Source organism: Hymenobacter coccineus, assembly GCF_001816125.1.
Classification (GTDB): domain Bacteria; phylum Bacteroidota; class Bacteroidia; order Cytophagales; family Hymenobacteraceae; genus Hymenobacter; species Hymenobacter coccineus.
The window spans coordinates 1-19585 of the sequence record NZ_MDZA01000453.1 but is presented as its reverse complement, the minus strand read 5'-3'; the positions used below and the strand labels follow the sequence as shown (position 1 = coordinate 19585).

The 19585-nt window shown below is 65.3% G+C and carries 19 protein-coding genes; 11 read left to right on the top strand and 8 right to left on the bottom strand.

Features of this window, described 5'->3' with window-relative positions; all coding sequences use genetic code 11:
• Both BEN49_RS24460 and lptB read right to left on the bottom strand, forming a co-directional pair.
• A partial coding sequence (locus BEN49_RS24460) for a GH3 auxin-responsive promoter family protein (protein WP_070747534.1) occupies positions 1-1162 on the bottom strand: 1162 nt, incomplete at its 3' end.
• A 226-nt stretch (positions 1163-1388) separates the two neighbouring features.
• Positions 1389-2120: an LPS export ABC transporter ATP-binding protein gene (lptB, locus tag BEN49_RS24455; RefSeq protein ID WP_070747531.1), complete on the bottom strand. Its 732-nt coding sequence runs from the start codon at positions 2118-2120 to the stop codon at positions 1389-1391.
• A gap of 98 nt (positions 2121-2218) precedes the next feature.
• Between lptB and BEN49_RS24450 the strand changes: the two genes are divergently transcribed.
• Both BEN49_RS24450 and BEN49_RS24445 read left to right on the top strand, forming a co-directional pair.
• On the top strand, positions 2219-2887 hold the full coding sequence (locus BEN49_RS24450; RefSeq protein ID WP_070747529.1) for a carotenoid biosynthesis protein: 669 nt from the start codon (positions 2219-2221) through the stop codon (positions 2885-2887).
• 196 nt (positions 2888-3083) lie between these two features.
• Positions 3084-3680, top strand: a complete 597-nt coding sequence (locus tag BEN49_RS24445) for an arylesterase (RefSeq protein ID WP_070747527.1) — start codon at positions 3084-3086, stop codon at positions 3678-3680.
• Between the two features lie 72 nt (positions 3681-3752).
• On the opposite strand, the gene BEN49_RS24440 is transcribed toward BEN49_RS24445, so the two are convergent.
• Positions 3753-4454 (bottom strand): hypothetical protein, encoded by a 702-nt coding sequence (locus BEN49_RS24440; RefSeq protein WP_070747524.1) that lies wholly within the window; start codon positions 4452-4454, stop codon positions 3753-3755.
• A 122-nt stretch (positions 4455-4576) separates the two neighbouring features.
• On the bottom strand, positions 4577-5491 hold the full coding sequence (locus BEN49_RS24435) for a DUF72 domain-containing protein (protein WP_070747521.1): 915 nt from the start codon (positions 5489-5491) through the stop codon (positions 4577-4579).
• A 500-nt stretch (positions 5492-5991) separates the two neighbouring features.
• Between BEN49_RS24435 and BEN49_RS24430 the strand changes: the two genes are divergently transcribed.
• The 3 genes from BEN49_RS24430 to BEN49_RS24420 all read left to right on the top strand — a co-directional run bounded on the left by BEN49_RS24430 (position 5992) and on the right by BEN49_RS24420 (position 9599).
• On the top strand, positions 5992-6834 hold the full coding sequence (locus tag BEN49_RS24430; RefSeq protein WP_158023075.1) for a septal ring lytic transglycosylase RlpA family protein: 843 nt from the start codon (positions 5992-5994) through the stop codon (positions 6832-6834).
• Between the two features lie 179 nt (positions 6835-7013).
• Complete coding sequence (gene glgP / locus BEN49_RS24425; protein ID WP_070747516.1) at positions 7014-8663, top strand: alpha-glucan family phosphorylase; 1650 nt, start codon at positions 7014-7016, stop codon at positions 8661-8663.
• Between the two features lie 273 nt (positions 8664-8936).
• Positions 8937-9599 (top strand): SOS response-associated peptidase, encoded by a 663-nt coding sequence (locus BEN49_RS24420; protein WP_070747514.1) that lies wholly within the window; start codon positions 8937-8939, stop codon positions 9597-9599.
• Positions 9600-9731: 132 nt separating this feature from the next.
• Here BEN49_RS24420 and BEN49_RS24415 read toward each other — a convergent pair whose 3' ends face one another.
• On the bottom strand, positions 9732-10223 hold the full coding sequence (locus BEN49_RS24415; RefSeq protein ID WP_125917227.1) for a hypothetical protein: 492 nt from the start codon (positions 10221-10223) through the stop codon (positions 9732-9734).
• A 295-nt stretch (positions 10224-10518) separates the two neighbouring features.
• On the opposite strand from BEN49_RS24415, the gene BEN49_RS24410 reads away from it, so the two are divergent.
• Positions 10519-11835 (top strand): 1-acyl-sn-glycerol-3-phosphate acyltransferase, encoded by a 1317-nt coding sequence (locus tag BEN49_RS24410; RefSeq protein WP_070747508.1) that lies wholly within the window; start codon positions 10519-10521, stop codon positions 11833-11835.
• A 74-nt stretch (positions 11836-11909) separates the two neighbouring features.
• The gene (locus BEN49_RS24405) at positions 11910-12887 is read left to right on the top strand and encodes a hypothetical protein (protein ID WP_070747506.1); all 978 of its coding nucleotides are present in this window, start codon (positions 11910-11912) and stop codon (positions 12885-12887) included.
• A gap of 70 nt (positions 12888-12957) precedes the next feature.
• Here BEN49_RS24405 and chrA read toward each other — a convergent pair whose 3' ends face one another.
• On the bottom strand, positions 12958-14250 hold the full coding sequence (gene chrA / locus BEN49_RS24400; RefSeq protein ID WP_317040504.1) for a chromate efflux transporter: 1293 nt from the start codon (positions 14248-14250) through the stop codon (positions 12958-12960).
• A 121-nt stretch (positions 14251-14371) separates the two neighbouring features.
• On the bottom strand, positions 14372-15349 hold the full coding sequence (locus BEN49_RS24395) for an isopenicillin N synthase family dioxygenase (RefSeq protein WP_070747503.1): 978 nt from the start codon (positions 15347-15349) through the stop codon (positions 14372-14374).
• 225 nt (positions 15350-15574) lie between these two features.
• On the opposite strand from BEN49_RS24395, the gene BEN49_RS24390 reads away from it, so the two are divergent.
• The 3 genes from BEN49_RS24390 to BEN49_RS24380 all read left to right on the top strand — a co-directional run bounded on the left by BEN49_RS24390 (position 15575) and on the right by BEN49_RS24380 (position 17963).
• Positions 15575-16450 carry a hypothetical protein gene (locus BEN49_RS24390; RefSeq protein ID WP_070747500.1) on the top strand — a complete coding sequence of 292 codons (876 nt, stop codon included), beginning with the start codon at positions 15575-15577 and terminating at the stop codon, positions 16448-16450.
• 203 nt (positions 16451-16653) lie between these two features.
• Positions 16654-17121, top strand: a complete 468-nt coding sequence (locus BEN49_RS28545; protein WP_158023074.1) for a ScoMcrA-related endonuclease — start codon at positions 16654-16656, stop codon at positions 17119-17121.
• A gap of 35 nt (positions 17122-17156) precedes the next feature.
• A complete protein-coding gene (locus tag BEN49_RS24380; RefSeq protein ID WP_070747494.1) occupies positions 17157-17963 on the top strand; it encodes an McrB family protein in 807 nt (268 codons plus the stop codon).
• A 158-nt stretch (positions 17964-18121) separates the two neighbouring features.
• On the opposite strand, the gene BEN49_RS26190 is transcribed toward BEN49_RS24380, so the two are convergent.
• On the bottom strand, positions 18122-19123 hold the full coding sequence (locus tag BEN49_RS26190) for a phosphotransferase enzyme family protein (protein ID WP_125917225.1): 1002 nt from the start codon (positions 19121-19123) through the stop codon (positions 18122-18124).
• A gap of 178 nt (positions 19124-19301) precedes the next feature.
• Here BEN49_RS26190 and BEN49_RS24370 point away from each other — a divergent pair.
• The coding region (locus tag BEN49_RS24370) for an McrC family protein (protein ID WP_204376200.1) at positions 19302-19585 on the top strand (284 nt) is incomplete at its 3' end.

Below are 19585 nucleotides of genomic sequence, written 5' to 3'. Positions count from 1 at the left end.
GCTGCACCTGCCCGCCGGGCCCCGCGGCGAAATATACCGGCGCGGCCGTGAAGTCGTGCACGCGGCAGCCGGTGGCCAGGCTGGCGGCGGCCACGGCGGCCTCGGCGTTTTCAATCACCACTTCCTCGCCAAAGGCGTTGAGGAAGTGCTTGGTGCGCCCGGTGATGCGCAGCCGGTAGGGCCCCAGGCTGGTGAAGCGCACGGTGTCGCCCACCACGTAGCGCCACAGCCCGGCGTTGGTGCTGATAACCAAGGCGTAGGGCTGGCCCAGCACCACCTCGTGCAGCGGTACGGGCCGGGGGGCGGGCGCGTCCCACTGGGCGGCGGGCAGGAACTCGTAGTAGATGCCGTGATCGAGCAGCAGCAGCAGGTCTTCGCTGCCGGGCTGGTCTTGCAGGGCGAAGTAGCCTTCGGTGGCGTTGTAGATTTCCAGGTACTGCATCTGGGGCCCTGGGATGAGCTGCCGGAACAGCTCGCGGTAGGGCCCAAACGCCACCGCCCCGTGCAGGAACAGCCCCAGGTGCGGCCACACCTGGGTAATGTCGTCGGCCCCGGCCAGCTCCACCACGCGGCGCAGCAGCAGCAACATCCAGGTGGGCACGCCAGCCAGTACGCGCACGTCTTGGCGCAAAGCGTGCTGGGCGATGCGCTCCATTTTGTCCTGCCACTCGCCGAGCAGGGCCAGGGCCAGGGGCGGGGTGCGCAGGCTTTCTGCCCAGGCCGGCAGCTGCTGCATAATCAGCGCCGATACGTCGCCGACCCGCGAGGCCGGCTCCTGGGGCCGGAACGGGTTGGGGGCGTGCGTGCCGCCCAGCGAGAGCGTGCGCCCCGCCAGCAGCCGGTGCTTTGGGTAGAGGAAGGTGCTGAGGGCCAGCATGTCGCGCCCGGCGCGGTAGTGGCCCTGGCGCAGGCTCTCGGGCGTCACGGGCACGTACTTGCTGCGGGCGTTGGTGGTGCCGCTGCTTTGGGCAAACCACTGCGGGCGGCCGGGCCAGAGCACGTCGGGGGCCCCGCGCAGCACGCGCTCCAGCGCCGGGTACAGCTGCTCGTAGGTGCTCACCGGCACGCGCCGGGCAAATTCCGCCGCCCCGGGGCCCTCGGCAAAGCCGTAGCGGCGGCCCCACTCGGTGCCCCGGGCCCGGCGTCGCAGCTCGCGCAGCACCTCGCCTGCACGGCGTGCGGCTCGGCCCGCACCCGCGCCAGCCGGGGGCGGCTCTCAAGCTGCACGGCGGCGGATAGGAGCTGGTCGAGCACGATTTTTAATGTGAGAAATTAGGAGATGTGAAGATGTGGGAAAGTAGGCGGTGAGGGGCCCCAGGTGGTGCGGCCTGGGGGCCCTGAATTCCCCACATCTTCACATCATCCACATTCCTCACATTAAAGAAAAATTACACGTTGCGCTTCAGCTCGAAATTCTTGCCCAAGTACACGCGACGCACGGTTTCGTCGCCGGCCAGGTCTTCGGCGGTGCCGGCTTTGAGGAGCTTGCCCTCGAAAAGCAGGTAGGCGCGGTCCACGATGCTGAGGGTGGAGTTCACGTCGTGGTCGGTGATGAGCACGCCGATGTTGCGGTGCTTGAGCTTGGAAACGATGCCCTGGATTTCCTCGGTGGCGATGGGGTCGACGCCAGCGAAGGGCTCGTCGAGGAGCACGAACTTGGGGTCGACGGCCAGGGCCCGGGCGATTTCGGTGCGCCGCCGCTCGCCGCCGCTCAGCACCTTGCCCAGGTTTTTGCGCACATGCGTCAGGCTGAACTCGTTAAGCAGCTCCTCCATCTTGTCGAGGCGCGCTTTTTTGGGCATGCTGGTCATTTCCAGCACCGCCAGGATGTTTTCCTCCACGCTCAGGTCGCGAAACACGCTGGCCTCCTGGGCCAGGTAGCCCACCCCGAGGCGCGCGCGCTGGTAGATGGGCATGGTCGTGATTTCGGTGTCGTCCAAATAAATGCGGCCGCCGTTGGGCTTCACCATGCCCACCATCATATAGAAGCAGGTGGTTTTGCCGGCGCCGTTGGGCCCCAGCAGCCCCACAATTTCGCCCTGCGATACGGTCACGCTCATGTCGTTGACGACGGTGCGGGCCTTGTATTTTTTGACGAGGTGGTCGGCGCGGAGAATCATGCCCGCAAAGGTCGGCCACAGCCGCCGAACCGAACCGGCCGGCATTTGCGCTAATTTTGCTGGGGGCCCCGGCCCGCCGTAATTTCTAGCCTTTGCTGATGTCCGATTCTTTTCCGCCGCTGGCGGCCAATACCACCCGGCTGCGGGTAGCGCAGGGGCTGGTGCTGCTCTTCCACGCCACGGGGCTGGTGGGGCTGCTCTTCTCGCACGATCCCGGGTTTTACCTCCGCTTCACGCCCCTCACGCTGCTGCTGAGCACGGGGCTGCTGGTGGCATTTCAGCCGGAGCGCAACGCCTCGTTCTGGCAGTTTTGCCTCACCGTGGGCCTGCTGGGCTTCGCGGCCGAGGTCATTGGCGTGCACACGGGCAAGCTGTTCGGCAACTACGCCTACGGTGAAACGCTGGGCCCCAAGTGGCTCGACGTGCCCCCGCTCATCGGCGTTAACTGGGTGATGATGACCTACCTGGCCGGCGTGCTGGCCCACCGCCTGCCCCTGGGCGAGCTGGCCCGCACCCTGGTGGCGGCCCTGCTGATGGTGGGCTTCGACCTGTGCGTGGAGATACCCGCCGGCCGCTTCGATTTCTGGCACTGGACGGCGGGCGTCATCCCGTTCCGCAACTTCCGCGACTGGTTCATCCTCGCCTGCCTGGCCCAAATGCTGTTCAACCGCGCCCGGTTCGTGAAAACCAACGCCCTGGCGCCGCTGCTCTACGCGGTGCAGCTGCTGTTTTTCTTCGCCCTCGAATGGCTGGGGCCCGGCAAATAACGGCTGGTAGCAGCTGGCCCGAGCGGCCGGCCTTGCGCCAACTGCCCGGTAATCTATGCTTCGTTGAGCCGCTACCCGGCACTCGTTACGGCCCTTTCAATCCAGCATAACGGCTACCGGGCCACTGGCAAAAAACCGCCCGCCCGGGCCGTTGGGCTGGCACCTCCGGGGCCCCCGCTACGTTAAAAAAGCACTTATGAAGAATATTCTTTTTTTCGGCGACAGCCTCACCGCCGGTTATGGCCTGCCCGCGGCCGCCAGCTTCCCCGCCCTCGTGCAGCAAAAGATTGACGCAGCGCAGCTGCCCTACAAGGTCCTCAACTACGGCGTGAGCGGCGATACCACCGCCGGCGGCCGCGCCCGCCTGGCCGCTGCGCTGGCCCGCCAGCCCGCCGACGTGTTCGTGCTGGCCCTGGGGGCTAACGACGGCATCCGGAGCGTGCCCATTCCCGACACCAGCGCCAACTTGCAGGCCATTCTGGAGGCCGTGCGGGAGGCGCTGCCGGCGGCGCAGCTGGTGGTGGCCGGGCTGGAATTTCCCTTCAACGTTAGCCCCTTGGGCAACCACCGCCTGGTGCGCTATGCCGGCGAGTTCAAGGCCGTGTTCCGGCCGCTGGCCCAGCAGTTTGGCGCGGCCTTCGTGCCCTTCTTGCTCGAAGGCGTGCTCGGCCACCGCGACCTGAACCTGGCCGACGGCGTGCACCCCAACGCCGCCGGCCAGCAAATTCTGGCCGACAACGTGTGGGCCGTGTTGGGGCCCCTGCTGGCGCAGCGCGCCCCAAGCGCGGGTTAAGGAATTAGGGCCCCAGCGCCGCACCGGAGCAGCCTGGGCGGCGCTGGGGCCCCTACCAGGAGGGTAAAGCCGCTAGGGCTGCGGGGCTTTCGAAACGTAGAGCACACCGTTTTGCTCGCCGCAAAAAGCGAAATTCTCCCGGCGGCCGCAGAGCGCCGCCGAGGCCGCCACGTACAGCCGCGACTTGGCATCGAAGTACAAGCTCGTGATTTGGTGGTCGTTGGGTAGGGTCAACTGGCGGCCTGTAGTGGATTTGATGCCCACCGTTTCGACGTAATTGCTGACGGAGGTGATTGGCGTTAGCAGAATGTCGATGCTGTACACCGTGCCCGACGCCGCAGCCACGCGGTTGCGGGCCACGCGTAGCTCGGTATTATACCTTCTCCAGTCGCGGTATTTCCGCCAAGTCAGCCCCTGGTCGAGGCTGTAGTAGTTTGGGCTAGTGGCATAGGCTACGTCATCAGGTGAGCCCAACTCTTGGCCCGCTAAGCTGATGAGCGTGTCTTGGCGCGAGGCGAAGCCAACCAGTTTGAGGTTATTCTGATAATCGCCTTTCTGCCACGTTTTGCCGCGGTCGGTGGTTTGGTAGACGGCGTAGCCCGTGGTAATGACCAACTTCCCGTCGAGGTCGCCGGCCACTGCTTCCACGGACCGGTTGTCGGGGGCCCGCAGCGCGTACCAGTCGGCATAGTCCGGCTGCGCAGGATCGGGCAAATCTTTGCGGCAAGCGGCGAGCGTCAGAAGCAGCGCGCTGCCCAGTAAGGCGGTTTTCATAGCCGGGTAGGGCAAGGGGAAAGAGTTGGGGTCAAGATAACGCGGAACCTCGACACGGCACTGAGAGCCAACACTGCCCACGGCAGCGATGGGAGCGCTGGGGCCCCGCCGCGGGGGACTGGCTAAAACAAGCTGCCCTGCACCGCCTGCGGAATGATGGCCGGCGGAGCCACCACAATGCCCGTCAGTTCCCGCATGCGGGCCAGGAAGTGCTGCGTCCAGATGGGGGCGTGGCGCACGTCGCGCTGGTGGATGAAGAAGTAGGCCGCGTGCAGGCCCTGGGCGTACCAGGCGGCCAGGCGCTCGGCCCAGGCGTCGGCGCGCTGGTAGTCGGTGCTGTGCAGGCCGTGGCCGTTGAAGCGCACGAAGGCCGTAGGGGTGGTCAGGCGCATGGGCAGCACGTCGCGCCGCCCGGCCACATCCGTGATAACCAGCGTTTTGTTCAACGCTTCCAAGGTGGCAAACACGGCGTCGGCCAGGCCACGGTCGGCAAACCAGCGGGGGTGGCGCAGCTCCACGGCCAGCGGCACAGCGGCGGGCCAGTCGAGCAGGAAGCGCTCCAGCCGCGGCAGGTGCTCGGGGCCCAGGTGCGGCGGCAGCTGCAAAAAGGCCCAGCCCAACGTATCCTGCATTTCCTCGATGGCCCGGGCGAAGGGCACCACCAGGTCGTCGGTCTGGAACAGCTCGCGCTCGTGGCTGATGCTGCGCGGCAGCTTGGGGCAAAACTTGAAGCCGGGCCCCACCGCCGCCCGCCAGCGCCGCACGGTGGGCGCGTCGGGAATGCGGTAGTGGGTAGTATTCAGCTCCAGGCTGTTGAACTGCCGGGCGTAGTAGTGCAGGTACTCGGGCTCCTTGATGCCGAGCGGGAAGTACGAGCCCAGCCAGTCCTTGTTCGTCCAGATGGGGCAGCCCACGTACAGGGCCGGCGGCTGGGGCTGCGCCGGGCGGGCGCGGGCCAGCAGCGGGGCCGTGTCGGGGTGGTCGGGGGGCAGGCCAAAGTTGACGTAGCGCAGGTCGGGCAAGCGGCCAAAATCCATGGGGCAAAGGTAGCGCCGGGGCCCCGTGCTGCCCCCGGGCGGGGCCCCCAAAACCTGGGGCCCCTGCCGGGGCCCGGGCCTTAAAGTGGCACTTCAGGCATTACGAAATAAAGGCGACTTGTGCAACCCGGCAAACCGCTTAGTGCGGCTGCCAAGGCCAAAATTTTGCACCCGTCGCATAATCTCATTTTGTGACGTGGTGCCCCCAGTGGACTGGTTTTTTGAAAAGTTGGCTTCCCGGCGCCTCGGGCGGCTTTTGCTTTTTAGTAAACGGATGAATTTTGTGCAAGTTTTCTACAAAAAGGACAATTTTTAAGCTAGTCGGCTTGGCAGCGGGGCCCTAATTCTTAGCAGCGCTTGGGCGAGGCGGGTAATTTTGACTCATTCACCACCCTATGCCATCGATGCAATTATTTCGTAGTTCTGCTTCTGCCTTCGTTTTACTCTTATCGTTATTGTTGAGCTTGCCTAGCTCGGCCCGAACCAAGCGTTCGTCCCGGGTGCGCCGTATTGCCCACACCCACATGTGCAAGCACGTGCAGGAGCCCCACGCAATCAGCACCAACATGGTGCTGCGCGGCCGGGCCTCCTGGTACGGCAAATACTTCCAGGGCATGGAAACCGGCAACGGCGAGCGTTACAACCGCTTCGCCTACACCTGCGCCCACAAAACCCTGCCCTTCAACACCCGCCTGCGGGTAACCAGCGTGCTCACCGGCCACTCGGTGGTGGTGCGCGTGAATGACCGGGGCCCCTTCCGCCACCGCCGCATCATCGACCTGAGCGAAAAAGCCAGCCGCGAGTTGAACCTGCAAGAACTGGGCGCCACCACCATCGTGGCCGAAGTAGTGGATTCCGAAACCCCCCTGGGCCCCACCACCGCCCCCGACAACCTGCTGGCCCTGTGCCTGGGCGACCCGCACCCCCACGCCCCGTTCACGACCTACACCGTAGACCCCGCCGCTGCCGACGTGGCCCCAATGGTAGCCGCCGCTGTGCCCGTGGCGGCCCCGTTGGCTGCCGTTGCTGTGCCCGTAGTGGCCCCGGTGGCTGCTGCTATGCCCTTGGCAACTCCGACGCCGGCACTCGCAGTTGCCCCGGCCGCGTTTGAAGTGCAGGTGGGCGAGTTTGCCACGACGGCCGATGCGCAGTCGGTGCTGACCAAAATTCAATCCCTCGACCCCAACGTGCACGTGGAATTAGCCAACGACCTGCTCGATGGCCGCCAGCGCAGCCGCGTGCTCGTGGGCACGTTTGGCGAGCGGCCCCAGGCCGAGGCCGTGCGCCGCTGGCTCCTCGTGTGGGGCATTGGCGGGCAAGTGCGCGAGGTGGCGCTGCGCTAACCGCAGTGCAAACCACTCCTTATATAGTAGTATCCATCGCGCAGCGATAAAACGGAGCGGCAACCGGCTTTTTGTTCGGTTGCCGCTTCCTTTTTGCGCGGCCGTGCGCACCTTGCGGCCGCGTGGGGCCCCGGCCCGCCGCTACCTTCGTGCTTCTTCTTCACCCCAGCAGCTCTTTCATGGAATTCACGTTTAAACCCTACGCGCCCGCGGCCAAGTACAAGCAGGCGGCGGCGTATTTCTCAATGGAGTTTGCGCTCGACCAGGCGCTGAAAATCTACTCCGGCGGCCTGGGCTTTTTGGCCGGCTCGCACATGCGCTCGGCCTACGAGCTGAAGCAGAACCTGGTGGGCATCGGCATTCTGTGGAGCTACGGCTACTACGACCAGGGCCGCAACCCCGACCAGACCCTGCGCGTGGACTACACGCAGAAGAGCTACTCGTACCTGCAAGATACGGGGCTGCTGTTCCCCATCACCATCCACGGGGCCGACGTGCACGTGCGGGCTCTGTACCTGGCCCCGGAGGTGTTCGGCACGGCGCCGATGTTCTTCCTAACCACCGACATCCCGGAGAACGACTACATCTCGCGCACCATCTCGCACCACCTCTACGACCCGGACGCGGCGGCGCGTGTGGCCCAGGCCATTCTGCTGGGCGTGGGCGGCGGCAAGCTGCTCGACGTGCTGAACCGCCAAACCGACGTGTACCACCTCAACGAGGGCCACGGCCTGCCGCTGGCCTTCTACCTCTACGAGAAGCACGGTCGCAAGCTAGAGGAGGTGCAAAAGCGCCTTGTCTTCACCACGCACACGCCCGAGCTGGCCGGCAACGAGGAGCGCCCCATGAAGCTGCTCACCGACATGAGCTTCTTCGGGCCCGTGCCGGAGGACGAAATCCGCCGGGTGGCCCGCCTCGACGGCACTACGCTCAACTACACCCTCACGGCCCTGCGCTTCGCGCGCCGCGCCAACGGCGTGAGCAAGGTGCACGGCGAGGTGGCCAACGAAATGTGGGGCCACTACGAAGGCATCTGCCCCATCATCCCCATCACCAACAGCCAGAACGGTACCTACTGGCGCGACCCACAGCTGGCCGGGGCCCTAAAAAGCAAGAACGACGGGGCCCTGCTGGCCCGCAAGCAAGAGCTGAAAAAGGCCCTGTTCAAGGTGGTGGCCGACCAGACCGGCAACATCTTCGACCCCGAGGTGCTGACCATTGTGTGGGCCCGCCGCTTCGCCGCCTACAAGCGCGCCGACCTGATTCTGCGCCACTTCGAGCGCTTCGTGGCCCTGGCCACTAACGCCAAGCACCCCATCCAGATCATTTGGGCCGGCAAGCCCTACCCGCTCGACCAGGGCGCCATCGACGTGTTCAACAGCCTGATTGAGCGCACCAAAAACCTGCCCAACTGCGCCGTGCTCGTCGGCTACGAGCTGGAGCTGTCGGCCGAGCTGAAGAAGGGCTCCGACATTTGGCTGAACACGCCCCGCTACCCGCGCGAGGCCAGCGGCACCAGCGGCATGACCGCCGCCATGAACGCTTCGGTGAACCTGAGCATCGCCGACGGCTGGATTCCCGAGTTCATCCGCGACGGCGAGAACGGCTTCGTCATTCCCCATTCGCCCGTGGACCAGCCCGATGATGTGAAAGACGACGCCGAAGCCACCGCCCTGCTCGATGTGCTCGAAAACCACGTGCTGCCACTCTACTACGACCAGCCCAAGGACTTCCTGAAAGTGGTGAAAACCGCCATGAAGGACGTGGAGCCCGCGTTCGAAAGCGCCCGCATGGCCAAGGAGTACTACGAGAAACTGTACAAAGCTTAATCGCAGATTTTGCAGATTTGTTGGATCTCGTAGATTCGAAACCTAGCCAGGTAGACGCTTAGCGCCGCCACCGGGCGATGTAGCCGGCCACCTTTTTCCTGCCATGGCGGGGAAGGGGTGGCCGGTTTGCTTTTTGGCCATTTTGGCGGGTTGCCCGTAAAAGAACCAGCAGCATTCAGGGCCCCGGCACAGGCGGCGTGAGGGGCCCCAGCACCCGCGCCCGGGGCCCCTAAAATCTGCGAAATCCAACTAATCTGCAAAATCTGCGATTTTATGTGTGGCCGCTACACCTTCATTACTCCCGCCCCCATGGCCGAAAAGCGCTTCGACGCCGCTTTTGACGCGCCCGCGCTGGCTACCTACAACGCCGCACCCTCGCAGCAGCTGCCCATTATTACGAACGCCGCGCCCGGCCGCATCCAGCTGATTGCCTGGGGCCTGGTACCCAGCTGGAGCCGCGACCCCGCCGCGGGCCCCAAGCCCATCAACGCCCGCGCCGAAACGCTGGCCGAGAAGCCCAGCTTCCGGCAGCTGCTGGCGCGCCGCCGCTGCCTGGTGCTGGCCGACAGCTTTTTTGAGTGGCAGGCGCTGCCCGCTGGCAAGGTGCCGCACCGCATTTTGCTGCGCGACGAGGCCCCGTTTGCCTTCGCTGGGCTGTGGGATGAGTGGCTCGACCGCGCCACCGGCGAGCTGCGCCCCACCTTCACCATCGTCACAACGGAGCCCAATGAATTGATGGCCAAGCTGCACAACCGCATGCCGGTCATCTTGCCAGGCCCCGAGGCTGAGCGCGCCTGGCTCGACGACGGCCTGGGCCCCGCCGCCCACCAGCAGCTGCTCGTGCCCTACGACGCGGCCGCCATGCGCGAGTACGAAATCACGAAGCGCGTGAACTCGCCTGCCCACAACGACCCCGAGGTGCTGGCCGCCGCGTAGCCCGCCGGGGCCCTAATGGGCAGTTTGCAGCCGGTATGGAAGGATTGTAAAACGAGTGGCATTCCGTTGCCGTGCGAACGATTAACGGAGTGCCACTCCGTTTTACAAGGCGGGGTACACCCCCAAAGCGCGTTAGCGGCGCGGTGTGCCCTCGCCCAGGCCCTGCTGGATGATGCGGAACGCTGGGTCGTTGGGCTTCAGGACTTTGCGCAGCTGCGTTTTGGCCTGTACGAAGTGCGGCCGGGCATCCACGAGTTGCCCGAGCTGCATGGACAGAATGCCGGCGTACAGGTGCAAGTAGCCCTGCGCCTTGGGGGTGGGCAGGGCCGTGGGCAGCCGGCTGTTGAAGAATGCCAGCAGGGCCGGGGCGGCGCTCTCCGCTTCGTAAATGCCCATTAGGTCGGTGTACACCTGCTCGTCGTTTGGGTTGAGCCGGTACAGCCGCTCGGTGAGGGCCGGCGCTTGGGGCGTGTGGGCCGCCACGGCCACCGCTACTTCGCTTTTGAGGGCTGCGTAGGGCCCCGCGGGAGCCGCGGCGGGCGGCGGGGTCTCGGGCGTTTGGGCCCGGAGCGAGGCCGGGGCCCCGGCCAATAGCAAACCAACAACAAGCAAGGCAGCGCGCATATCTAAAAAGAAAAAACTGGGGCAATTGAGCCGGCAAGTAACCACCGGCGCGCCAAAGCTGGCCCAGGTTCGGGCCAGGTAGCCTGTTCTTAACCCCCGCTTTGCCCGTTGGAAGCAGGCGAAAAGCAAGGCGTTGCGTCTGCCTGTGGCCCTTTGCGGCGGGTACGTTCGGGCCCCCAGACTGGCTGCCCCGGCGCTTTACCCGGCGGCACCGTATTTTGCTTCCTATGCTGGCCTACCACATCATGAAGCCCATCGTGCAGGCGTCGCTGCGCGTGTTTTTCCGGCGCGCGAGGTGCGCCACCGCAAGCGCCTGGCGCTGCCGGGGCCCCTGCTGCTGGCCGTGAACCACCCCAACACCCTGATGGACCCGCTGCTGGTGGCCGCCCACATGCCCCGGCCGGCGGCCTTCCTGGCCAAGAGCACGTTCTTCAAGAACCCGGTGTCGCGGGCCGTTTTTGAGTCGGTAAACTGCCTGCCCATCTACCGCCGGCAGGACGCCGAAGCTGCCGCCGCCGCCAGCGGCCGGGCCCTGAACGCGGCCGAGCTGCACGCCCAAAACGAAGCCGCCTTCGGCAAGTGCTACGACTACCTGGGGCAGGGCCGGGCCATCATGATTTTCCCCGAAGGCATCAGCCTGAACGAGCGCAAGCTGCGCCCGCTCAAAACCGGGGCCGCCCGCATTGCGCTGGGGGCCGAGGCCCAGCACAACTTCCAGCTGGGCCTGCACGTGCTGCCGGTGGGCATCAACTACTTCGACCCCACGCGGTTTCGCTCCGACGTGCTGTTGAACGTGGCCCCGCCCATCCGGGTGGCCGACTACGCCGCGGCCTACGCCGCCAGCCCCGACGAGGCCGCCGATGCCCTGACGGCCGCCATCCGCCAGGCGCTGGAGCGGCGCCTCGTCATCAGCCACGACGCGGCTAGCGACGCCCTGGGCCAGCAGATTGAGCGCACGTTTGGCGACCACCTCAACCCCGACGACGACCCGGATACGCTCTACGACAACTTCCAGCTCGGGCGCACGCTGTTGCAAGCCGTGGCCTACTTCGAGCAGCACGACCCCGCCCGCCTCGCTGCCGTGCGCACCCAGCTCGCCGACTACCTGGGGGCCCTGCGCCGCCACGGCCTCGACGACGCGGCCTTGGATGAGCAGCGCCGCGGCCGCCTGGCGGGCCTCGTGAACCTGGCCTTGGGCCTGCCCGTGTGGCTGTACGGGGTGCTGAACAACTACCTGCCCTACCGGCTGCCGTCGCTTGTAGCTGAGCGCGTGACGTCCACCGAGCCCGAATTTCGGGCGGCGGTGATGATGGGGGTGGGCCTGGTGGTGTTTCCGCTGTTCTACGGGTTGCAGGCCGCGGCCGTGCAGCACTGGCTCACGCAGCGCTGGTGGCTGACGGCGCTGTACGTACTCAGCCTGCCCATCAGTGGCTTCTACGCCCTGGGCTACGGAGTGGAGCTGGCGGCCCGGCTGCGGCGGCTGCGGGCGCTGCGCCTGTTCCGGCGAGCCCCGGCGGTGGGAGCGGAGTTGCTGGCCCAGCGGGCCGCCATTGTGGCGGCCCTAGAGGCAGCGCGGGTGCGCTACTTGGAGGCGGCGGCGCGGCCGGCCTAGGGCCCCCGACCTAGGGCCCCCGGCCTTGCCGCTAGCTGTCCATTGCGCACCCATCCTTCTCAATTCCAAATTTCATGGTTTACGGCATGTGCTTCGATGGCAGCGTGGTGCGCGGGCGGGGCGACGACGGCCAGCCGCTGCACTTCTCCAACACCCGGGCCACGGGCCACGTCGAGCACCTGGAGTTCCACTACGCCCGCGCCCGCCAAATGGGCCTGACGCGCTTCCGCGACACGGTGCTGTGGGACGAGCAAAACCGGGCCCCCGATTACCACTGGCTGGACCGGCTGCAAGCCGTCGGCCAAGGGCAAATCGAGTTGGTGCTTAACCACTACGGCTTGCCGGAGTGGATTGACGAAGCCATGTTTTGGGACGGCCGGGCCGCGGCCATGATGCACGACTTGGCCCAGCAAATTGCCCAGCGCTACCCAGGTGCGTTTCGCAGCTACAACGTGGGCGTGGAGCTGGGCATTTGGACCGATTGGGTGGCGGCGCCCCAAAGCCGCCAGTGGCCCTTCGGCGGCCGCAGCTGGTGGGAGGTGTACCGGCAAACCAGCGCCATCACCATTGCCATTGCCCAGGGCCTCAAGGCCGGCGACCCCGCCTGCCGCACGGCCATGAGCGAGCCCTGGGGCTGGGACCCCGCCGTGCCCTACGCCGACCAGGCCCGGCCTTTCACCACCGTGCTGGGCCGGCCCGACGCCGTGGCCGAGGCCCACGGCTGCCACACTTGGCAGCAAGGCCGCGCCGATTTGCTCGACGTGGTGGGGCTGAACATTTACTTTGATAACGACATCCCCGCCCTGCTGGCCGCCGCGCGCCAGCTCTTCCCGGGCAAAGCGGTGATAGTGGCCGAAACGGCCAACATCTACCGCCCCGACTGCCACCCGCCGGCGCTGTGGTGGGCCAAGTTTGAGGCCCTGGGCGAGCCCGATCTGGAAGTGTGTTGGAGCCCAGGCCTCACCGTACTCACCCACGAGCTGGGCGAGCGCATGGCCGGCAACCTGCTCAGCGAAGACGGAGCCCAGCACTGGCACCGGCCGGGATACTAATTTTAATTACTCATTATCAGTTGCCTGTGCTGCTCCTGATAACTAATAATGAGCAACCGATAACTAGAGCCTACCCCGCCAGGGCCCCGGCGCCCAGCGCTACCGCCACCAGCACTACGGCCGGCACCCGCTCCCAAAGCAGCAGCAAAAAGGTGGTGCCCACCAGCAGCGGGTTCAGGGGCACGGCGGCGATGGGGCCCAGGTGCCAGTGCCAGGGCAAGGTCAGCAGCCGGTCGGGGAGGGGGTGGTAGAGGAGCAGCGTGGCAGCGCACACCAGCCCGGCGCTCACGGCGTTAATGCCTTCGAGCGAGGCCTTTACTACCCGGTACTGCCGCAGCCGGGCCCAGAAGCGCAACACGAAGAAAATCAGGAAAGTACCCGGCAGGAAGATGCCCGCCGTGCCCACCAGGGCCCCCAGCACCTGGCCGGTGCTGCCGCTGCCCTGCGCCCGCATGGCCAGGGCCCCAATGTAGGCGGCGATGGAAAAGTTGGGCCCCGGCACCAGCTGCACCATGCCCAGCCCCGACAAAAACTCGGGCGGCGTGAGGTAGTGCTTGAACTCGACGAACTCGGCGAATAGCAGCGGGGCCAGCACCTGCCCGCCTCCGAACACCAGCGAGCCGTTGCGGTAGAAGTTCTCGAACAGCCGCACCGGCAGCCAGCGCGTGTAGTGCCCCAGCAGCGCCGCGCCCACCAAAATGCCCAGCCAAAGCAGAAAATTGGCCCACTCCACTTGCAGCGGTTTCTTCTCCGTTTCAATGGCGTGCTTGCGGTAGCGCACCGTGGTCACGGCGCCGCCGGCCAGCAGCAGCACCGGCAGCACCCACGGCAACTGGAAGAAATAGGCCAGCATGGCCGAGGCCACGGTGAGGCCCACGGCCGTTTTGGTCTGAATCACTTTTTCTCCGATGCGGTAGGCCGAAAACGCCACGAAGCCCACCGCCACTGGCTGCACAAACTGCACCAATGCTGCCACCAGCGCGGGGTTCAAGCGGCTGAGGGTGAGGGCGGCCAAGGTCATGAGCAGCGTGGCCGGCAGTACCCACACCAGCAGCGTGAGGTAGGCCAGGTTGGGGCCCCCCAGCCGGTAGCCAATCACGGTCACGGTTTGGGTGGAGGTGGGGCCCGGCAGCAGTGCGCACAGGGCCTGCAGCTCCAGCAACTCGGCCGCGGTGATGTAGCGGCGCTTTTCCACCAGCAGCCGGAACATCATGGCCAGATGCGCCGAGGGGCCCCCGAAGGCCGTGCAGGCCAGCGCGGCCACGTCCTTCAGAAAAATGAAGTTCCGCGTCCGGCGCAGGCGGCGGCCGCCCCGCCGCAGCGGCACAGGATACGAACGGGGAACGGGGGGCAGGGGCGGCACGAACGGGCGGGAATGGCAGGCTTCGAAGATAATGGGGCCCCGCCTCCAGCCGGCCGGAACTTCACAAAAAAAGACCGCCCGGGGCCCCGGGCGGTCTTTTGCGGAATGTCAAAAAAGATAATTATTTCTTTTTTAAGCCCAACTCAATCAGGCGCTCGTTCAGGAATTCGCCGGCTGTGATGTCGGCCTCTTTCTTGGGGTTGTCGGCCGTGACGAGGTGCGGCAAAGCAGCCAAACTCATCTCCGAGCGCGGATGCATAAAGAACGGAATGCTGTAGCGCGAAGTGTTCATTTTCTCGCGCGGCGGGTTCACCACCCGGTGGATGGTGCTGCGCAGCACGCCGTTGGTGAGACGCTGAAGCATGTCGCCCACGTTCACCACGATCTGGTCGGGCAGGGCCGTAATGGCAATCCACTCACCGTCGCGGCGCAGTACCTGGAGGCCGTCGGCGCTGGCGCCCATCAGCAGGGTAATTAGGTTGATGTCGCCGTGCTCGGCGGCGCGCACGGCGTCGGCCGGCACCGCGTCGGGGTCCTCAATCGGGAAGTAGTGAATGGGCCGCAGGATGGAGTTGCCGTGGCGCACCTTGTCGTCGAAGTAGTTTTCGGGCAGCTCCAGGTACAGGGCAATGGCGCGAAGCACGTCTTGGCCGGCGGCCTCCAGCGTGCGGTAGGCATTAAAGGTACTGTCATGAAAACCAGGTACTTCCGTGGGCCAGATGTTGTCGGGGTAGTCGCCTTTCACCGGGTCGGTGGCGTCTTCTACCTCCTGGCCCACGTGGTAAAATTCCTTGAGGTCGCCGGTGTTGCGGCCCTTGGCGTGTTCCTTGCCCTTGCTGATGTAGCCGCGCTGGCCGGCCAGCTCCGGCTTTTCGTAGGCTTGCTTGGCCGCGTCGGGCAGCTGGAAAAACGCCTGCACGTTGGCGTACAACTCCTTGGTTTGCGCGTCGCTGAGGCCGTGGTTTTTCAGGGCCACGAAGCCAATGCTTTGGTAGGCTGCGCCGAGCTGCTGCACAAAGCGGGCCTTGCGCTGCGGGTCGCCGGAGCGGAAATCGGCGAGGTCGAGGGACGGAATCTGGTCCAGGAGCTGGTCTTGCATGGCCAAAAATCAGGGAATGAAACGGATGAATAAAAACGCGGTCCGGCTTAGCCAGGGTGGACAAAACCGGGCCGCAAGGTAAGAAACCGGCAACGGCAGCGGTTGGTTTTGCGGCGGTTGCGCCCGCGAATGCCAAAGTATTGCGTTATTCGCGCAGCTATTGCTTGCTGCGCGCTCATTCTTTCGCCTTTTGCACTTTCCTGATAAACACCGTATCGCATCCTTATGAAAAACCGCTTAGCCTCTTGGTTGCCCACCGGCCTGCCGCTGGCCCTGGGCCTGCTCGCCGCCACGGCCTGCGACACCAGCCGCTCGTCGACCGACGCTGCCTCCTCCGTTAATTCTTCGGTGCCCATCACCAGCCCCACCGCCACCCAAAGCGGCGGCATGAAGGCCGACGCGATGGAGAAGAACGGCATCCGCCTCACGCCGTTCAGCGACTCGCCCAAGTTCCCAGAGGCGCAGATGCGGCTGGCGTCGCCGCCGTCGGGGGCCACCGTGCCCAGCGGCGACGTGCGCTTCAACTACCAGATCAGCAACTTCATCCTCACCAAAATGAGCGGGGGCCCCGAGATGGCCCAGATGGCCAATTCGGCCAAGGGCCAGCACATCCACAACATCGTGGACAACATGCCCTACACCGCCCACTACGAAACTGCCTTCAGCAAGCCCGTGGCCGACGGCCAGCACGTGGTGCTGTCCTTCCTCTCGCGCTCGTACCACGAGAGCCTGAAGCAGCGCGGCGCCTACGACCTGCGCATCATCAACGTGGGCAACGCGCCCGCCCCGGCCGAGCCGATTATCGACGTCAATAAGCCCAACCTGTTCTACAGCCGGCCCAAAGACACGTACTCGGGCGCCGATGCCAAGAAGATCATGCTCGACTTCTACCTCGTGAACACCACCCTCGATTCGGGCGGCAACAAGGTGCGCGCCACCATCAACGGCACCGAGTTCATGATTGATAATTGGTTGCCCTTCCAGATGGAAGGCCTGCCCGCCGGCGAAAATACCGTCAAGCTGGAGCTGGTCGACAACAGCGGCACCCTGCTCCCGGGGCCCTACAACTCGGTTACGCGCACCTTCACGGTAGCCCCGTAAATCAATTAATAGTTATCAATGAGCAGTGAGCAATCATCAATGAATAGTTGCCAATGCGCGGTAATTACTCCCTGATAATTGCTCACTGCTCGCTGGCAATTGCTCATTGCACAAAAGAAATCCCGCCCCGCCCGGCGGGATTTTTTTGTGCCTGCCCGGGGCCCCGCCGCCACCGGGCGCGGCCGGGCCCCGTACTTTGCCGCATGGCCGCCGCCTCTCCCGCACCCGTTGTTTCTGCCGCCGTGCCGCCGCTCACCCGCGAGCTGGTGCTGCGCGCGCTGCGGCAGATTGACCGGGCCGGGGCCCCGCTGCCGCCCAGCACCGTGTACGAGCTGGTGTACCGCAGCCGCCGCTACCCGCCTCGCGCCGTGGCCGAGTGGGCCCACCGCCTGGCCACCGGCGACGCCGCTGCCCGCTGGCCCCACCCCGCCGGCACGCCCACCAACGCCGTGCTCGAAGCCCTCGACTTCACCATCAGCACCAAGCGCCCCGTGCTGGCCCCCGGCCACGCCGACGACGCCACCGAGCCAGCCGACGGCCTCTACCTCGGGGCCCCGAGCCGGCCGCCCCCACGCCGGCCGCTGAGCCCACGGCGCCCTACGCGCCCGCTAACTCGCTCGCCGCGCCTGCTGAGCCTTATACCAAAGCTGAGGCGCTGGCCGAGCTGCTGATTGCTGAAGATGAGCTGGATGCGGCCCTTGCCGGCTTGGCCCGCCGCCGCAACCTGCTGCTGCAAGGGCCCCCAGGCACGGGCAAAACCTTCTTGGCCCGGCGGCTGGCCTGGCTGCTACTCGGGGCCCGCGACGAGAGCCGCTTGGAGCTGGTGCAGTTCCACCCCAGCTACGGCTACGAGGACTTTGTGCTCGGCTTCCGGCCCGACGACCGGGGCCAGTTCCGGCTGGTGCCGGGCGTGCTGCCGCTGCTGTGCCAGCGCGCCGCCGCCGACCCCGCCCGGCCCTACGTGCTGCTGATCGACGAGCTGAACCGTGGGCAGGTGGCCCGCATTTTCGGCGAGCTGCTGGGCTTGCTCGAAGCCGACAAGCGGGGCCCCGCCCACGCCCTGCGCCTGCCCTACGCCCCGCCCGAGGCCCCGCGCTTCTTCGTGCCCGAGAACCTATTCGTCGTCGCCACCCTCAACCTGGCCGACCGCTCCCTGAGCCCGCTCGACTACGCCCTGCGCCGCCGCTTTGCCGTGGTGGAGCTGCGGCCGCAGTTCGGGGCCCCGCTGCGGGCGCTGCTGGCCGCCCACGGCGTACCCGGGCCCCTGGCCGAGCGCCTGACTACCCGCCTCGCTGCCCTCAACCAAACCATCGGCGACGACCCCGGCCTGGGGCCCGACTTTGCCCTGGGCCACAGCTACTTCGTGCCGCCGCCCGGCCCGCTGCCCGCGCCCGCAGCCTGGCTGAGCCTCGTCATCGAGCAGGAAATAGGGCCCCTGCTGGCCGACTACTGGCGCGACGAGCCCGCCACGGCCGCCGCCCAGCTCCGCAAGCTGCGGGGGATGCTGGAGTAGCGGGGAAGTGCGAGGGCGGGGCTCCACGCTGCACTAAGAGGGAGTGTTTTGCAGAGAACGGCCAGCAAGTCCAACGTCGTTTAACTGTTGAAAACGACCGCGGACAGCCCGTGAAATGGACGGGATGAAAGGCGTTGACTGGGCGAGTTGCTGTGATGTCAATCAAAATCGCAGTACCATTCTACCCACTGCTTTATCCAACCTACCCGTTCGCGTAAGTAGCGCGGCCCGAAGAAGTTATTCGACCAATCGTCAAAGTTGCGGTACTGAAATTCGAGGTAGAAGAGCCAAAAGCCGACGCCTAAATAGGGAATGGCTGCCAACTCTGCTTCGGTCAGGGGCCGCACTTCGCGGTAACCGGCCACGAATACGGCGAAGGCACGCGCACTCTCTGCCGCAGATGTGCCTTTCAGCATGCGGTTCAGGAAGTAATGCACGAAAAAGGTCATGGCGTCATTGACCAAGTACCCAGTACCGGCAAAATCGAAATCAAAAAATGTAAGCCGGTCTTCAGCATCGAAGTGGAAGTTCTTCGGCAGAAAATCGTAGTGACAATAGCCATAGCTGAACGCCACCGTGTTCATATTCTCCAGCTTACTAACCGTTTGAATCACTACTTTTTGCAAGTAGGCGAGGCCTTCGGGATAATCGTGGAAAGCGGGGGCCACCGTTTTCAGCGGCTGGCGCAGGGTACTGTCCAGGTCGTAGCACGGGCGCGGGTGCCGCAGGGTGAGGTCGGCCGTTAGGTTGTGCAGCTTGGCCATTGCTTGCCCTGTTGTTCTCAGTTGGGCATCGTTGAGGTCGGCGACCACGCGGCCGAGTGCAAAAGTGAAAAGTACCCCGTGGCGTTCACCTTCCGCTGCCTTAAGTGAAACTATAAACGCTCCTGTGCGGGCCGGGAGGGGAGCGGCTATTGGGGCCCCCTGGGCTTGCAGGTAATTAAGCAATTCTACCTCCCCTTCAATCTCAGCTTTGGTGCGATGAGCTGCTCGGTAAATTTTGAGGATGTACTTCGCCTCTTGGTTTTCGAGCAAGTAAGTGTCGCTCACCCCGCGTAGTAGGTAGCGACCTTTGAGGCCGGGAATGTTGTACGCCTCGCCGACGTACGTTGCCAATGCGCTGGCGGAAAGCGTAGAATATTGCGTTGGGAAAATGCTCATAGGGGAAACCTGGTGAACGGTAAATACAGTGCATTCCCTCGTCAGTAACAGTGCCTTGAGCACTGGCTGTAGTTAGACCAGAAGGATTTCGTTAAGGAATAAAATACCCCATTGATAGTATTTCTGAGAAATTCAAACCTACTGCTTTATAACCAGCCCCGCCTCCCCAATCGCCCACATGGCCCCCACCGTTCCGCTCGCTACGCTCTACTACCTGCTGTGCTACGCCTGGAACCGCCTGCCCGAGCCGGCCGACTGGGCCCCGGGCGGGGCCGCGCCCTTCCACCGGCCGCTGGAATTGCTGACGCAGCTGCTGCTGCAAGCCACGCGCCGGCTGCTGCGCACGGGCCTGCCGCTGGCCTTCGAGGAGCACGAGGAGGTGCTGGGTACGCTGCGCGGGCGCATCGAGCTGGGGCCCTCGCTGGCGCGGGGTGCTGCCGCAGGGCCGGCGTGTCGCCGCTT

What these genes read in the sequence shown, in the direction of transcription:
- BEN49_RS24445 (WP_070747527.1), top strand. Translation starts at nt 3,084, where the DNA reads ATGAAGAATATTCTTTTTTTCGGCGACAGCCTCACCGCCGGTTATGGC.
- BEN49_RS24420 (WP_070747514.1), top strand. Translation starts at nt 8,937, where the DNA reads ATGTGTGGCCGCTACACCTTCATTACTCCCGCCCCCATGGCCGAAAAG.
- BEN49_RS28545 (WP_158023074.1), top strand. Translation starts at nt 16,654, where the DNA reads ATGGCCGCCGCCTCTCCCGCACCCGTTGTTTCTGCCGCCGTGCCGCCG.
- BEN49_RS24395 (WP_070747503.1), bottom strand. Translation starts at nt 15,349, where the DNA reads ATGCAAGACCAGCTCCTGGACCAGATTCCGTCCCTCGACCTCGCCGAT.
- BEN49_RS24450 (WP_070747529.1), top strand. Translation starts at nt 2,219, where the DNA reads ATGTCCGATTCTTTTCCGCCGCTGGCGGCCAATACCACCCGGCTGCGG.
- lptB (WP_070747531.1), bottom strand. Translation starts at nt 2,120, where the DNA reads ATGATTCTCCGCGCCGACCACCTCGTCAAAAAATACAAGGCCCGCACC.
- glgP (WP_070747516.1), top strand. Translation starts at nt 7,014, where the DNA reads ATGGAATTCACGTTTAAACCCTACGCGCCCGCGGCCAAGTACAAGCAG.
- BEN49_RS24435 (WP_070747521.1), bottom strand. Translation starts at nt 5,491, where the DNA reads ATGGATTTTGGCCGCTTGCCCGACCTGCGCTACGTCAACTTTGGCCTG.
- BEN49_RS24390 (WP_070747500.1), top strand. Translation starts at nt 15,575, where the DNA reads ATGAAAAACCGCTTAGCCTCTTGGTTGCCCACCGGCCTGCCGCTGGCC.
- BEN49_RS24405 (WP_070747506.1), top strand. Translation starts at nt 11,910, where the DNA reads ATGGTTTACGGCATGTGCTTCGATGGCAGCGTGGTGCGCGGGCGGGGC.
- BEN49_RS24415 (WP_125917227.1), bottom strand. Translation starts at nt 10,223, where the DNA reads ATGCGCGCTGCCTTGCTTGTTGTTGGTTTGCTATTGGCCGGGGCCCCG.
- BEN49_RS26190 (WP_125917225.1), bottom strand. Translation starts at nt 19,123, where the DNA reads ATGAGCATTTTCCCAACGCAATATTCTACGCTTTCCGCCAGCGCATTG.
- BEN49_RS24440 (WP_070747524.1), bottom strand. Translation starts at nt 4,454, where the DNA reads ATGAAAACCGCCTTACTGGGCAGCGCGCTGCTTCTGACGCTCGCCGCT.